The 15087-nt window shown below is 35.8% G+C and carries 12 protein-coding genes; 2 read left to right on the plus strand and 10 right to left on the minus strand.

What is annotated here, in order from left to right:
• Nucleotides 1-18: 18 nt before the first annotated feature.
• The 8 genes from LC457_RS00435 to LC457_RS00470 all read right to left on the minus strand — a co-directional run bounded on the left by LC457_RS00435 (nt 19) and on the right by LC457_RS00470 (nt 9358).
• Nucleotides 19-1401 carry a tetratricopeptide repeat protein gene (locus LC457_RS00435; RefSeq protein WP_047421987.1) on the minus strand — a complete coding sequence of 461 codons (1383 nt, stop codon included), beginning with the start codon at nt 1399-1401 and terminating at the stop codon, nt 19-21.
• A 207-nt stretch (nt 1402-1608) separates the two neighbouring features.
• The gene (locus LC457_RS00440; RefSeq protein ID WP_223598141.1) at nt 1609-2580 is read right to left on the minus strand and encodes a zinc-binding alcohol dehydrogenase family protein; all 972 of its coding nucleotides are present in this window, start codon (nt 2578-2580) and stop codon (nt 1609-1611) included.
• Nucleotides 2581-2724: 144 nt separating this feature from the next.
• On the minus strand, nt 2725-3261 hold the full coding sequence (locus tag LC457_RS00445) for a Crp/Fnr family transcriptional regulator (RefSeq protein ID WP_223598142.1): 537 nt from the start codon (nt 3259-3261) through the stop codon (nt 2725-2727).
• A gap of 91 nt (nt 3262-3352) precedes the next feature.
• Nucleotides 3353-4735, minus strand: a complete 1383-nt coding sequence (gene glmM / locus LC457_RS00450; protein ID WP_223598143.1) for a phosphoglucosamine mutase — start codon at nt 4733-4735, stop codon at nt 3353-3355.
• A gap of 68 nt (nt 4736-4803) precedes the next feature.
• The gene (locus LC457_RS00455) at nt 4804-5820 is read right to left on the minus strand and encodes a DUF4421 family protein (RefSeq protein ID WP_223598144.1); all 1017 of its coding nucleotides are present in this window, start codon (nt 5818-5820) and stop codon (nt 4804-4806) included.
• Nucleotides 5821-6037: 217 nt separating this feature from the next.
• Nucleotides 6038-8071 (minus strand): ferrous iron transport protein B, encoded by a 2034-nt coding sequence (gene feoB / locus LC457_RS00460; RefSeq protein WP_223598145.1) that lies wholly within the window; start codon nt 8069-8071, stop codon nt 6038-6040.
• Entirely contained in the window at nt 8071-8325 is a 255-nt protein-coding gene (locus LC457_RS00465) for a FeoA family protein (RefSeq protein ID WP_047421995.1), read from the minus strand. Before LC457_RS00465 ends, feoB begins: the two co-directional genes overlap by 1 nt.
• A 133-nt stretch (nt 8326-8458) precedes the next feature.
• Complete coding sequence (locus LC457_RS00470) at nt 8459-9358, minus strand: GLPGLI family protein (RefSeq protein ID WP_223598146.1); 900 nt, start codon at nt 9356-9358, stop codon at nt 8459-8461.
• Nucleotides 9359-9542: 184 nt separating this feature from the next.
• On the opposite strand from LC457_RS00470, the gene LC457_RS00475 reads away from it, so the two are divergent.
• Nucleotides 9543-10040 (plus strand): DinB family protein, encoded by a 498-nt coding sequence (locus tag LC457_RS00475; RefSeq protein WP_047380021.1) that lies wholly within the window; start codon nt 9543-9545, stop codon nt 10038-10040.
• 52 nt (nt 10041-10092) lie between these two features.
• Here LC457_RS00475 and LC457_RS00480 read toward each other — a convergent pair whose 3' ends face one another.
• Complete coding sequence (locus tag LC457_RS00480) at nt 10093-12792, minus strand: hypothetical protein (RefSeq protein ID WP_223598147.1); 2700 nt, start codon at nt 12790-12792, stop codon at nt 10093-10095.
• Between the two features lie 565 nt (nt 12793-13357).
• Here LC457_RS00480 and LC457_RS00485 point away from each other — a divergent pair.
• On the plus strand, nt 13358-14239 hold the full coding sequence (locus tag LC457_RS00485) for a cupin-like domain-containing protein (protein ID WP_223598148.1): 882 nt from the start codon (nt 13358-13360) through the stop codon (nt 14237-14239).
• 52 nt (nt 14240-14291) lie between these two features.
• On the opposite strand, the gene LC457_RS00490 is transcribed toward LC457_RS00485, so the two are convergent.
• A complete protein-coding gene (locus LC457_RS00490; protein ID WP_223598149.1) occupies nt 14292-15080 on the minus strand; it encodes a T9SS-dependent choice-of-anchor J family protein in 789 nt (262 codons plus the stop codon).
• Nucleotides 15081-15087: the final 7 nt, after the last annotated feature.

The following is a 15087-nucleotide window of genomic DNA, read 5'->3' on the forward strand; positions in this document are numbered from 1 at the left end:
TATTATTTTTAGATTAATCTAGTTCTTTTTCTTCACTTTAGTCGCTTTAACCTTTTTCACTTCATCTTTAATGAACGGATATTTTTTCTGCATATCCTTAACTAAAGACGGATCAAGATCTAACGCTTTCTGAAGTGATTCTGTTCCTTTATCCTGATCTTTCAGATTGAAAAAACAGTTACTCAACTGATAAAACAGCTCAGCTCTGTGATGCTTTTTTATGGCACTGTTCAAAACAGTTACAGCATCTTCGTACTCTCCTACCAACATCAAAACTTCTGAGTAGGCATACCAGTTGTAGAACCTTGTAGGTTCTGCATCCACCAGCTTTTTAAGACAGGAAAGACTTTCTTCAAACTTCCCTGAATCGATGAAAAGAAACGCCAATCTTTTTTGATAGTCAAGGTTGTTTTCATTCAGCTGGGTAGCTTCTTTGGCATAATGCAATGCTTCAGACATTCCGCCCATTTCTTCATAAAGATAGGACTGTTCCATCATTGCAAGATAAAACTGAGGGTCTTCTCTCAATGATTTCTGGAATGCATTTAAAGCTAAAATAGGCTGTTTTAATGCCTTATTGCACAATCCGATCTTATAAAAAGTAAATGCTTTTGTGTATTCCAGCTCCAGCATTTCCTCATAAGTCTCGATAGCTTTCTGGTATTGTCCCATAGCTTCATAACAGGCTGATTTATTAGCATATACCCCTACAGAGTTTGAGTTGATTGCCAATAAATAATCGTAGCCTCTTATGGCTTCATCATAATTTTTTCTGTTGAAATAGAATTGTCCATATTCAAACCAGGCGGTTTCAGAATAAGGGAATTCATCTAAATATTCATTAAGAAAGGCTATAGCCTCCTCGCTCTTATTCAGGTCACTGAAACACACCATACAGTTTTCCAGCGAATATTCATCCGTAGGATCTTCTTTCAGTGCTTTTCTGTAATGTTTAAGTGCGTTAAAAGGATCTCCGAGATTCACATATTCATCCGCAATAAAGTTGTGGAGAAAGTTTTCTTCTTCCTCTAATGTCAAAGCTTTTTTACAAATTTCAATGGATTTTCTGGGATTTCCTAAGCTCGAATAATATTTGGCGTAACAAACCAAAAAGTCTGTGTTCTCCATAGAAGCACCTTTCAGCTCATTGATAAGTTCTTTCGCCATATTATAGTCTTCCCATTCCAAAAGGATCTCAAGTCTTTTGATCTTGATATCCAATGAATTGGGATGAAGCTTTAGTCCATAATTAACAGCCATATCAGCGTAATTAAAATCACCAAGCTCCAAATAATAAACAATAATGTCTTCTAACTCTTCTGTATCAAAGTAGAATTCGTCATTGTTTTCCATCATTTCCTCGAACTTTTTTACAAGTTCATTTCCAAAATACTCTTCCAATAGTGTCCTCTTTGTCGGCCTGATGTCTGAATTTGCTTACAAACCTCGGCAAACGTTTAGTTAATAATACATCTGAAACTGATATTCAAATATTTATGCAAAGTTGCAACTTTTTTTTGAATTTTCCAGTTCATAAATTTCTATTATAAAAATAGTAAAAAAAGAAAACCAATAAAAGGATTGTGGATAAAAAAATGGAAATTGGGGTTAAATTCTTATGACCAGACGTTTTCCGCTTTGTATCTCAGCATTCCATACCGTTTCGATATTTTTAATATCAACCTCTTCCGTTTCTATTTTAATTTTTCCTTCCACAGCTGCCTGATACATTTCCGGAATGATTTCGGTAAATAGAAGTGTAGATTCTTCTTTGGTCCAGCTGCCCAATCCCGATCCTGAAATCTGAATATCAGTTCCTCTGAGAATCTGTGAAGACAGCTGAATGGTATCTCCACTCATTCCTCCTATTGTTACCAGTTTTGTTTTATGGGAAAACGTTCCGTCTCCTTTGAAAGCTGATAAGATCATTTCTACAGAATGGCCCCAGATATAATCCAATACAACATCTATAGGGATTTGCCGGTGAATTTCTTTTATTTTTTGTTTAAAATCATGATCTTCCTGTTTGAGAGAAACCACCTCATCAGCTCCCAGCTCACGTAAAGCCTGTAAGGACTCTTCATTTCTTCCTGTAACGATAATCTTTCGGGCGCCATATAATTTGGCTATCTGAACGGCTATTCTTCCTGTAATCCCTGTTGCTCCATTGATCAATACTGTATTTCCAGGTTGCAATCCCGCCTTGAATTTTAAAGCCATTGCTGATCCCATGACCGCGTTGGGTAATGCTGCTGCTATAGAAAAATCCAGTTCTTCCGGAATCGGGACCATTATTTTTTTATCGGCTACAGCTTTTTCAGCTACGGTTCCTTTCTTACTGAAAAAATAGACTTTATTTCCGTTTTCAAGGTACCCGACACCATCTGAACCGATAATTTTAGGCTGATGGGTTTCATTTTCCGTAGAATAATGGTTTCCACCTGCCCTAGCTTTGTCAAGATTTTTAATAGACGCTGCTTTTACAGATACTAAAATTTCATTTTCCTGTATTGTTTCCGGTTCCGGGAAGTCTGCGTATTGAGGGAGGCTTCCTTTTTCAAATACTACTGCTGCTTTCATTCTTTTAATTTTTATACAAAATTATGAGGGATGAATGCTGTGCAGCAATAACATTTGTTATCAATTGGGAAAGGAAGCTATAGGAAGAGAGGCTGGAAATTTATAAATCTGGAAATAGGATTGAAAGTGAAGGATACTCCCTGCCTATCCCAGTCTCTCTTTCAATATTTTGCTTTTGATTCTGCTGAGATGTACTGTAGTAATCCCGAGATAGGATGCAATATAATGCTGCGGAACCCTTTTAATGATCTCCGGTTTTTGTTTAATCAAATTCAAATATCGTTGCTGCGGCGTGTCTTTAATGAATGAAAAGAAGTGTTTCATATAATCAAATACCCTTTCAAAAAGGGCATCCATAAAAAGGTTTCTGAGTTCAGGATTTTCGTAAACTTCTTCCAGAAAAGCTTCTACATCGGGTTTGTTGATTTTGTACAGGATACACGGTTCTATAGTCTCAAATGACACCATACTCGGCAAGCCTTTTTTGAAACTTTCAAGGGAAGAAAACATCGTATTTTCAAGAAAAAACTGGAAAGTGACATCTTTTCCGTCATTATTATACCAGGCTCTTACGATTCCTTTTTCAATATAATAGGCATTGCAGGAAACCTCATCTTCTTTTAAAAGCAGAGTTTTGGCAGGAACTTCCATACGTTCAAAGCTGCCAAGAAATTTCCTCAATTTTTCTTTAGGAAAAGGAAACCTGTTTTTAATATGCTCAAACATGCCTGATATAAAAAAGAACGGAACAAATGTCCGTTCTTACTATGTTTTAGATTAAACTTTTAATTTTAGCAATGATATCATCACCTAGCTGATCCGCTTCTTCCTGAGACTGAGCTTCTGTATAAATTCTGATAATTGGCTCTGTATTAGATTTTCTAAGGTGAACCCAGTTGTTTTCAAAGTCTATTTTAACGCCGTCTACTGTAGAAACGTCTTCATTCTGATATTCCTGCTCCATTTTGCTTAAGATAGCATCTACATCAATCTCCGGAGTCAGTTCTATTTTCTTTTTACCCATGAAATAGCTTGGATATCCTGCTCTCAGCTCAGAAACTGTTTTGTTTTCTTTGGCCAAATGAGTTAAAAACAAAGCTACTCCTACTAAAGAGTCTCTTCCGTAATGTAAATCAGGATAGATAATTCCCCCGTTTCCTTCTCCTCCAATCACTGCATTTTTCTCTTTCATCAAAGTAACAACGTTTACTTCTCCCACAGCACTGGCAAAATATTCTGAATCATGCGAACGGGCTACATCTCTCAAAGCACGGCTGGAAGAAAGATTGGAAATAGCCGCTCCTTTTTTGTGTTTCAATAAGTAATCAGCAACTGCAACCAATGTATACTCTTCACCAAACATTTCACCTTTTTCATCAATCAGGGCTAATCTGTCTACATCCGGATCTACCACAACTCCTACGTCTGCATTTTCTTTTTTCATTAATTCGCAGATGTCTCCCAAATGTTCTTTCAAAGGTTCAGGATTGTGTGGGAAATGTCCTGTGGGTTCACAGTATAATTTGATGGTTTTACAACCTAATTTATCCAAAAGCATAGGAATGGCAATACCTCCTGTAGAGTTTACCGCATCCAGGGCTACTTTAAAGTTTTTAGCTTTGATTGCTTCCACATCTACCATTGGTAAATCCAGAATCTGCTGGATGTGGATATCAAAAGCATCATCTCTTGTTTCATATTTTCCAAGATCATCCACTTCTGCATAGTTGAAATCTTCACTCTCTGCCAAAGCCAGTACTTCAGCACCATTTTCCCCGGTGATGAATTCTCCTTTTTCATTTAGCAGCTTTAGTGCATTCCATTGCTTTGGATTGTGGGAAGCGGTAAGGATAATTCCTCCGTCTGCATTCAGCTCAGGAACCATTATTTCAACTGTTGGCGTTGTAGAAAGACCAAGATCTACCACATTAATCCCCAATCCCTGCAATGTAGCAGTTACCAAAGAAGAAACCATCTGACCAGAAATTCTGGCATCTCTTCCAATGACAAGGGTAAGATCTTTTTTATTTTTATTATTCTGAAGCCAGGTTCCGAATGCGGAAGCGAATTTTACTACATCCAGCGGTGTTAAGTTATCATTTACTTTACCGCCAATGGTTCCGCGAATTCCGGAAATTGATTTTATTAATGACATGATGTTTTTACTTTTATTTTGTTCTTTCTAAATTTTCCAACGCAAAGATACTTAAAAGACCTTTCAACTTATAAAACGGGAATCTTTTTTTGGATTTTATCATAGGTATTTTTTACAACTTTCGGTGGTGCAAAACGATAGCCTATGTATAACAGTCCATAAAGGTTATTATTTTCTACTGTCTGGTTTTCTTTCTGATCATAGGCATAGGTCTTAAAATTCATTTTGCCTCCGAATAAAAACCGGTCAGTATTGTATCCTATGTGAAGCCCTCCCTGCATTCTTATCGTTGCATACTGGGCATTTTCTTTGGATCCTCCGTTATCAAGATCTCTGTAACTTGAGAATTTCCCTCCTATTCCAGCAGCCAGATAAGGTGAGATATTGACATTCTTTCCAATTACCCAATTATAGAAATATCCGATATTCCCTCCGATATTATATTGTGTTTCTTTGCTTTTTACACCATCAATTTTATTTCTGAAAATAGTAAGGTCATAGTCCACAAAAGGAACCCAGCTTCCGCCGCTTTTATACTGCCATTCTCCCTGCGTGTAGATACTTCTTGCTGAAAAGTTTTTATTGAGAATATAGGAGGTAGATCCTCCAAAGGTTTGTACCCTTAAATCAGGAAACTGAATATAAGGATCTCTTCCTTCCTGCCATTCCGGAGATAGGTCTTTCATGTTTTCTACATAAAAACCACTTACATTTTTATAATAAACATTCTGGATAAATCTTCCGGGAAAAAACCTGAAACTAAAATCGGTATAAGAACTCTCCCCTTTCATTTCATCATCATTATTTCCATCTAAAAATCTGGGAGCAAATGATATAGTCGCACTTATTATTCTATAATCAACTGAAAATGATGTTTTGGTTTTATTGTTGATTGACAGGTCCATTTCGAAGGCATTTTTACCTTCTCCTGCTGAAAAAACATAGTTCTCGATATTGGTATCAAGATTCACACGAATCATTACCTGGTCTGCATAAGACTTGGTATTTGTGGTATCAGATTGTGCTTTACCCTGAGCCCCAAATAAAGAAAATAAGACTAGAGAACCTGTTTTTAAGAAATTCAAATTAATAATTTACATTAGAAAGATGAATTTACTACATTTTTTTCAATTACCCGATGAACCTAATATTAAGAACAGCCACAATCTTTATCGCAGTTTGTTCTTTTGGAGCTGAATTTCTTAGGTGCGAAATTCTTTTTAAGTACTTTAAATAAAGAGTAACAAGCGAATGCTACAATTAATGCAATAAGTACATATTGAATAATTAATGATGAGTCCATTACTTTAAAATCTGATATACTATCATCGACACAAAATATGCCAAACCTGTCATCATGACCACCTGAAAGCCGGTCCATTTCCAGCTTTTGGTTTCTCTGTAGACTACTGCAAGTGTAGAAACACACTGCATTGCAAATGCATAGAAAAGAAGAACCGAGATTCCGGTTGCAAAGCTGAAGACTTTTTCTCCGTTTGGTTTCACATCTCTTCTCATTTTATCAATTACTTTTACTTCCGGAGCATCATCCTCAAGACTGTAAAGGGTAGACATTGTTCCCACAAACACTTCTCTTGCCACGAAACTGGTAAGAATTCCCACTCCCATTTTCCAGTCGTAGCCCAGAGGGGCGATAACAGGCTCAATTCCTTTACCCATTTTGGCAAGGTAAGAATGGTCCAGATGAACGTCCGTAGCGACCAGTTCATTTGTTTTCTGGCTTGGTCCGAAATAGCTCAGGAACCAGATAATAACACTTACAATGAAAATGATTTTCCCTGCTCCCGTGATGAAATCCCATACTTTTCCTAAAACCATTTTAAAGTCATACCCGAAAAGCGGTTTTTTATAAGCAGGAAGGTCCATTACCAAATATGTTTTTCCTTTACTTTTAATAAATCTTTTAAGGATTGCTGCCGAGAATAAAGCAACCAGGAAGCCCAGAAGATACATCCCCATCAGAACCAGCGCCTTATATTTTATTCCTAAAAATGTTCCTTCTGAGATGATCAGTCCGATAATAATACTGTACACCGGAAGTCTCGCAGAACATGTCATAAATGGTGTTACCAATATCGTCAGCAATCTTTCTTTTACATTTTCAATGTTTCTTGTTGAGATCACAGCCGGAATAGCACAAGCCGTTCCTGATACTAGCGGAACAATACTTTTTCCGTTAAGTCCGAAGGGACGAAGCAATCTGTCCATCAGAAATACAACTCTTGCCATATATCCTGAGTCTTCCAGCAGATAAAGGAAATACAACAGGATTCCGATCTGCGGTGCAAAAACGACAATTCCTCCGATTCCCGGAACGATGCCGTTGGAAACAAGTGAATTAACGGGTCCTTCCGGAAGGTGTTCGCTTGTAAATGCTGCCAGCCATGAGAATGTTTCTTCGATCCAGTTCATCGGATATTCTGCAAGAAAGAAAACGCTTTGGAAAATAATCAGCAGAATAGCTAAAAAGACTACATAACCCCAGAATTTATGTACTAAAACTTTATCCAGTTTTTCGGTTAGTAATTCTTTGAATTGAGCTTTTTTAGAAATTACATCTTCCAGTATTCTGTCTACATTCTGATATCTTCTTACTGTTTCCTGAACCTGTAATCTTTTTGGAACAAGGCTTTTTGTATCTGCTTCATTCAGCTGTTCCATTACAGAACTTATTCTGCCGAGGTCTGTTCCCAGCGAAAGGCTCATCCAGGCTTTATATTCATTATCGAAACCTTTATGTGCTGCCAGTTTCTGAATAAAATCTCTGTGTTCGTTCGGTGTTTCAAAAGAAACTTTATTTGTTGTTACAAACTCATTATTGTAAACAGCTTCTCTTACTTCATCTATTCCGATCTGCTCTTTGGCATTGGTCTGGATAATTTTAATGCCTAATGCTTCGGAAAATTTTTGAATATCGATGGTGATCCCTCTTCTTTCTGCCTGATCAATCTGATTGACAATCAAAATCATTGGAATACCAAGGTCCTGAATCTGCTGAAACAGAAGCAGTCCTCTTTTTAAACTTAATGCTTCAAGAATATAAACAACACCTGCATAGTTTTTCTGCTCATCAATAAGGTATTTGGAAAAAATAGCTTCATCTTCTGAGCTCGGATATACACTGTAAGAACCTGGAAGGTCAATAACCTCAACATCCTGATTTTTATAGGTATAGTTCCCAGAATGGCTTGCAACGGTAACGCCGGCATAGTTTCCGGTCTTCTGCTTTTTGTTGCAAAGCGTATTAAAAACCGTTGACTTTCCTACATTAGGATTTCCGACTAAAAGTATCTGTTTTTTCTTGTTTTCCTGCATTAATTCAATTCTTCAACAATGATGTAATCTCCTTCTTCCTCGCGAAGAGCAATCCGGCTTTTTTCTGCTCCAAATTCTACATACATGGGCCCATTGAACGGAGCCTGATACAAAATCCTGAAAGCGGTTTCCGGAAGAAGCCCCATTTCAATGATTTTATTGGGCATTTTAAGATGGTCATTATCATACCCCAATATCTTCCCCATTTTGTTTTTAGGGAATCCACTTAATTTATGTAATCCTTTCTCTTTCAAAGCCTAATTTTTAGTCCTGCAAATATACGCTATTTAAATTTAATCTAAATAACGTTTTGACATAAAAGAAATCACCCCAAACACATTGCTGTATCTGGGGTGATTCAAAATATAATTTAGTTGATATGAATGCTTATTTTTTCTTCTTGTCAGAAGGCTGTTCTTTTTCTATTGGATTATCATTGGATCCGAAGAAATCTTTCACCTGTTTTTCCAGCCTCTTCATGAAATCTCCTACTGTTCCATCTGTACCCGGCATTGGTCTGCTCATATTTTCAGCGGTCATATATGGGCGAGACTCAGCAAACGGATCCGCCTTATAACCTTCGTAAGATTTAAGGAATTTCTCTTTGCTGGTAGGAGTTACCGTATTGCTCATCATTCCCATCTTAGCATTGATTTTATCAGCATAAGATAATTCGTCGTAGTTCTCTATTTTTTTATTTCCGCTTAGCTGCCATGAGTAGTTTTTATCGGCATCTTCAACTTTTACAATAAGGCCTGGAAGTCCTTTAAATTTATACGGTCCATCCTGAAAAGGGATATCTGAACTGAACCATGCAGTCCATTTTCTTCCTCCAAACTCTGTTGTAGCTTTCTGAGCATTATATTCTCCCACTTTTTGTTTTTCAGGTAAAATGTTCCATTGTAATTTCGGATCATCTTCATATGAGAATAGATTTCTGCTGATTCTATCTACATACTGCACTTTCATATCCGGATAGTTTTTGATGATTTTATAGGAAAATTTAGGCCATTTAATCAGCTTAGTCATGTCCTTAAAAGATTTGGTTTTCTCCATTTCTTCTATCTGTATTTTAATGATAGAATCCTGAGCCGGCATTGTATAATCCTGGTATATTGATTTCTTAGGTGTAATATCGAGAATGGTTATTATTTTATCCATTCTGACTGAATCTTTCTTCGGTTTAAAAGTCAGTTCATAAAAGAAACGGTTAGCTGTTTCTTTTGACTCCTGAGCTCCTGCAAAAGCAAAAAGAGCAATAAGAAATACGGAGAATAACTTTTTCATTGTAGCAAGTTTATATAATTAGTACCGGTTGTTGTGATTTTGTTACAATTTTTTTCAAATTTTATTTTTTAAAGAATCTATCGGTGTATTCCAGACTGTGTAGGGCAAGTGAAAAATTATGATTCTCTTAAAACATTTTCATTTTCAAAACGCTTACCTTTAAGTTTCTAAAAAACAAAATATTATGGATACCTTATCTCAATTAAAATCCGAATTGGAGGGAGAATTTCAAACCACAAAAAAGTTTATTGAATTGTTCCCTGAAGGAAAAAATGACTTCGCTCCCCATGAAAAAAGCATGAAAATGATGCCTCTTGCCACCCATCTCGTAGAAGTTTTTGAATGGCCGAATACTATTTTGAAAACTTCTGAACTGGATTTTGGTAAAGGCGACTACAAACCGACAGTTCTTTCTACAAAAGATGATCTTATGAAAAAACTGGAGGATGATTATCAGTCAGCAAAGACTGCATTGGAAAACAGTACTGAAGACGATCTGAATCCCAGCTGGACTATTAAAAATGACGGTCATGAACTGGCAAGCTGGAGTAAGTATGGAGCGATCCGACATGCTTTAAATCAGATTACCCATCACAGAGCACAATTGGGTGTGTATTACAGATTAAACAATATTCCTTTGCCGGGAAGCTATGGGCCTTCGGCCGACCAGCAAAGCTTTTAATACGTTATTATATCTCAATAAAAAAACCAATCCATTAGGATTGGTTTTCTTGTTATTTAAAATTGAATTTTACGCTTAACATGACCTGACTTGGACGAAGCTGATATCTTGTATACTCAATATTTATAGTATTGATATCATAGGTTTCAAAAACTTTTTTGTTTGCGATATTCATCCATTTCAATTCAAAATCAATTTTCTTTTTGGTCCAGGTAAACTGATATGATACGTCATAGAATCCATTATGGTATTTTTGACCTGCTGCATTTGTATTTACCTGATCCCAATTGAATCCAACAGTATGACTTTCCATAGGATAGAAGAAAACCCCTAGATTATGGGTAAATCCTGTTCTGGTAGCATTTGAGCTTAATTCTCCAACACTTGTTTGTTTTGTTCTGGTAAGACTTGCATTATAATCAACGCTCATCCAACTGAAATAGGTATTATTAAATTTAATTCCAAATGACTGGCCGTTGTTTTTATTGGTATAGGATTTATCATTCAAAAAGGCATCAGATTCTGTCGTATTGTTGCTATAGCTAAGAGATGCATTCGTTTTAAACTTTGGAAAATATTTTCCAACTTCTACGCTATATCCATTATTTAATACATGATTGTCCTGCTCTTTATATTTCATTATGGTATATCCGCCGCCATTAATCACTGGATTCGAAATTAAGTTTCTCTTTGCATCAGAATATCTGTAATTAACATTGAAGAATAAATTATTTAATGGATTTCTGTATTCTATTCTTGTTCCTGCAGATTTATTGTTATTCTGAGGAATTGGATTGTTAACATCCATTGCTCTAATTCCCTCAGGTGACGTCATTAAGAACCCAGAATATGCTGTATTTATTTCTCCAAAATTATTGTTAATATTAGCATTTACGGACGCTTTCCAGAATGAAGCAAATGAATATTGTGCAAAAATATTAGGTTCAAACGTTACTTTATTTACAGATTTTGAAACGAGTCTTAATGGATCTTCCGCTTTAATATTATTTGAGTTTACCGGAAGATTGGCATAGATCATCCATGATTCACTTTTATAATTTATCCCTAGACTTCCGTATGGTGTAGCTATGGTGTAATTTAAATCATTACTATATGCCTCTGGTTTGGGATCTTTATCAGGATTGGCAGATGGAATTGCTTTCACATTTGACAAATCAGACATCAGACCCGTACTTTTAAAATTAAATCCAACTTCAGGAGTAAATGTCCATCCTTTGGCAGAAAAACCAATATTAGCAGAATGATTAGCTTCAAAAGTTTTAAGTCTTAAACTCTGTGTAGCAAACTCTGTATTAGGTACCGGCTTAAATCCAGGAATATCCAAATAAGATGACGGAGAAACTTCCAAAGTCTGTCTATCTGTTTGGTAACTTACATAGGATAAAAGATTTACCATTTTTTCCTTCCACGGAATAATTGTACTCAATGAGTTTTGGAATGATGTTGTAGGAGATTCAACTCCCTCATTGGCGTTTCTTTGTATACCCGTTTTTGCATCTGTTCTGTCAACAATTCCTCTGTCTGCATTCCAATATTGAGAGAAGCTTGTGGTGTTTTTAAAGAATCCTTTTTTGGCATTCTTTGTAAATATTAATTCTCCTTTTGCTTTATCTGTATAAAAATTATTCAGGGTTTTTATAATAGTAGAAGCTCCCCCAAAATAATCTGTCTGACTATAAGACTCTCTTTCTACGGCATTGTTGGTATAGTTTGCATTGGCTTTAAGCTCCCATTCCTTTTTCTTATCAATGTTGGTAAGATAGTTGGCAGATAAATAATGAACATTATTCATGAGATATCTTTTCACCGGAAGATTAGGAGTATCTGCATTCTCTACATTTAGCCAATCATTTTGAGAGGCATTGATTCTTTTTCCTTCAAATCTATTTCCAAATGCAAGAATATTTCCTTCATTTTCCACCTGTTCACCCATGTTATTGGTTTTGTAATTGACTACCCACTGGCTCTTTTGTCCAAAGAACATAGGGGTAAGTTTTACATTCCAAAGCCAGGGATCTCCGAAACCTGTTCCCACTTCTCCTCTACCTGTCATCGTTACAGAGTTTTTAAGCTTTATATTGATAGCGGCCTGGTCTGAAGGGACTTTATCCTGCAGGATTTTTACCGGTTGGTGATTTTCCAGTACTTCTACTTTCTGTACAGCATCTTTTGGAAGGGAATTGTTAATCGTTCCATAACCACCTTCCATAAGGTCTTTTCCATTGACATAGAATTTATTGATGGCATTTCCCTGATATAGAATTGTTCCGTCATTGTTTACTTCAATTCCGGGAATTTTTTTCATAACATCAGCAAGAGTCCTATCATTTTTGGAATTGAAAGCTTTAAGGTCATATGAAATGGTATCACCTCTGGCTGTAATCATTTTTGTTTTCAGCTGAACTTCTTTAATTTCTGTCGCTTCAGACTGCATTTTGAAATTCAGAGTCTGGTCGCTGTTACTGATTTGCTTTGTGAGAGGTTTCTGATTAAATGCTTTCACTTTTAGATCCACATTGGCCTCTCCGGAAGTGAAGGTTACTTTATATTCCCCTTTAGAATTGGTAATTCCATAAGCTAAAATAGCATCTTTGCCTGGTTCTTCTACGGTAACACTGGCGCTTGGTATTGCTATCCCGTCATCATCAGTAATCTTTCCTGAAACAGTCTTCTGTGCAAAAGTGAGCACAGTAAAGAAAAGCATCAGAAATAAGGAAATATTTTTTTTCATACTTATTATTTGCTCAATTAGTTAATCATTGTGGTTTTTTGTTACACTTTTATAAAGATGGCTTTTATAAGTAAAAGTTAAATCTTTTTATCACTACAAACATAGTTATAATTTTGCTTTTTACAAGGATTAAAAAACTAATTGTAAATTCTTTTAAATTATTAACTATAATTAACAAAATCAATGCTTGATTTCTTTGTGTTTTAACAGAAACATTATAGATAAATTATATCAAATTTTATTTTTATTTATTTCATAATCTCTTTGTTTAAAGCTTCTGATTTTATGATTTGTTAAAAAAAACCATGCCTTAAATAAATATTTCATATTAATCAATAATAAAATTGTAGTTTAAAGTTTAATCATTTTTAGATCATTGGTGTCTTATAAAGTCAATTTGATTCTATTTCAATAACAAAAACAGGAATTTGATTAATTAATGGAAAAAATAATATTTTTAACTATTCCAAATAGTAAAATCTGATTTGAATCATAGATTAAAAAAAAATTAAACAGAAGCATCGTTAACATTTATTTAATAATTTTGTCATATAAATTTACTAAAATGGGAATTATTTTAAAGCCTATAGATGTTGTAGATGACATTTCCAAAGAGGAATTCTACGAAAAATATCTGAAGCCAAGAAGGCCCGTTGTCATCAAAAATATGGCAAAAAAGTGGCCTGCTTACCAAAAATGGACGATGGAATACATGAAGCAGGTAGTAGGAGATGTAGAGGTTCCTTTATATGACAGCTCAAAAGCAGACCCTTCTGCTCCCATCAATTCTTCTGCTGCAAAAATGAAATTTGGAGATTATATAGATCTCATTCAGCGGGAACCTACGGATCTCAGAATTTTCCTTTTTGACCCTATAAAATTCGCACCGAATCTTTTGGAAGATTATATTTCTCCAAAAGAGCTTATGGGAGGATTCCTGGATAAATACCCTAATATGTTCTTCGGAGGAAAAGGATCTGAAACATTCCTTCATTTCGATATTGATATGGCGCATATTTTCCATACTCACTTCAACGGAAGAAAACATATTCTTCTTTTCGATTATAAATGGAGAGAAAGACTTTATCAGATCCCTTACGCAACTTACGCATTGGAGGACTATGATATTGAAAATCCGGACCTCACAAAATTCCCGGCATTGGATGGTGTGGAAGGAATTGAATGCTACCTTGAGCACGGAGATACTTTATTCATGCCTACAGGATGGTGGCACTGGATGAAATATCTGGATGGAAGTTTCTCTATTTCTTTGAGAGCATGGGACAAATCATGGGCAGTAAAGGCACATTCTTTATGGAATCTTACTGTACAGCGCAAATTTGATGATGTTATGAAGTCCCAGTTTAAAAGTAAATACATGGACTGGAAAGAAAAGCTTGCCATTGAAAGGGCAGAAATCGCTTTAAAAAGAGGTTTACCAAGATAAATAAAAAGACGTTTCACTTGAAACGTCTTTTTTAATTCTATTATAAAAAGTTTTATTTCTTAATAATTTTATAGCCTTTTTCAGTCTCTCTATCTTTGACCTTTACTATATAATTTCCTGCAGCCAGTTCGCTTACGTTTACAGTTCCGTTTTCTGAATTCATCATTTCTTTTTTCACCAGTTTTCCATTAAAATCATAGATATTGATTTCAGAGATCTTTGTTTTATTTTTGATATATAAGATATCTTTTACCGGATTTGGATAAATAGATGCACGGCTGTTATCCGCTTTTGCATCAGAAACTGATAGATTGTTTGCTGAAATCTGGAAATCATCTATCCCGATAAACCAGATATCGTCTGTAGTCGAATGGAAAGCAATATAAATGGTTTGACCTACATAAGGGGTCAGATCATACGTATACTGATTCCATGAAGTAGGAGGTTTTACCGCAGCAGCGAGCGTATTGGTAAGCCCTGCTACGGTGGGAGTGGTTGTTGATACTTTTATATCCACCGTCTCAGCAAGCCCGGCCCCTCTGTTTCTTGCCCAGAAAGTAAGCTTATCTGATACTCCTGCAGTTACTACTATAGCAGGACTAATGACATAATCATCGTGGGCAGTACTGCCATATTCCAATCCCAGAAAATGCGTTCCTGAATGAGGTGCATTGAATGAAGAATCATAGGAATCCCAGGTTTCCCAGGTTCCGGGATCTCCTCCATTAATTACTGTCCAGTCGGCAGGCATTGTTGTCGAATCAAAACTTTGAGAATATTGTGCCAGCAGACCTATTGGTACAAAGCACAGCAATGTTACGAATTGATAAATTTGTTTCATAGTGTTT

Source organism: Chryseobacterium sp. GVT01B, assembly GCF_019970045.1.
Classification (GTDB): Bacteria; Bacteroidota; Bacteroidia; order Flavobacteriales; family Weeksellaceae; genus Chryseobacterium.

Excerpts from the sequence above, each read along its gene's own strand:
- LC457_RS00470 (WP_223598146.1), bottom strand. The coding sequence starts at position 9,358 with ATGAAAAAGTTATTCTCCGTATTTCTTATTGCTCTTTTTGCTTTTGCA.
- LC457_RS00485 (WP_223598148.1), top strand. The coding sequence starts at position 13,358 with ATGGGAATTATTTTAAAGCCTATAGATGTTGTAGATGACATTTCCAAA.
- glmM (WP_223598143.1), bottom strand. The coding sequence starts at position 4,735 with ATGTCATTAATAAAATCAATTTCCGGAATTCGCGGAACCATTGGCGGT.
- LC457_RS00475 (WP_047380021.1), top strand. The coding sequence starts at position 9,543 with ATGGATACCTTATCTCAATTAAAATCCGAATTGGAGGGAGAATTTCAA.
- LC457_RS00440 (WP_223598141.1), bottom strand. The coding sequence starts at position 2,580 with ATGAAAGCAGCAGTAGTATTTGAAAAAGGAAGCCTCCCTCAATACGCA.
- LC457_RS00490 (WP_223598149.1), bottom strand. The coding sequence starts at position 15,080 with ATGAAACAAATTTATCAATTCGTAACATTGCTGTGCTTTGTACCAATA.
- feoB (WP_223598145.1), bottom strand. The coding sequence starts at position 8,071 with ATGCAGGAAAACAAGAAAAAACAGATACTTTTAGTCGGAAATCCTAAT.
- LC457_RS00480 (WP_223598147.1), bottom strand. The coding sequence starts at position 12,792 with ATGAAAAAAAATATTTCCTTATTTCTGATGCTTTTCTTTACTGTGCTC.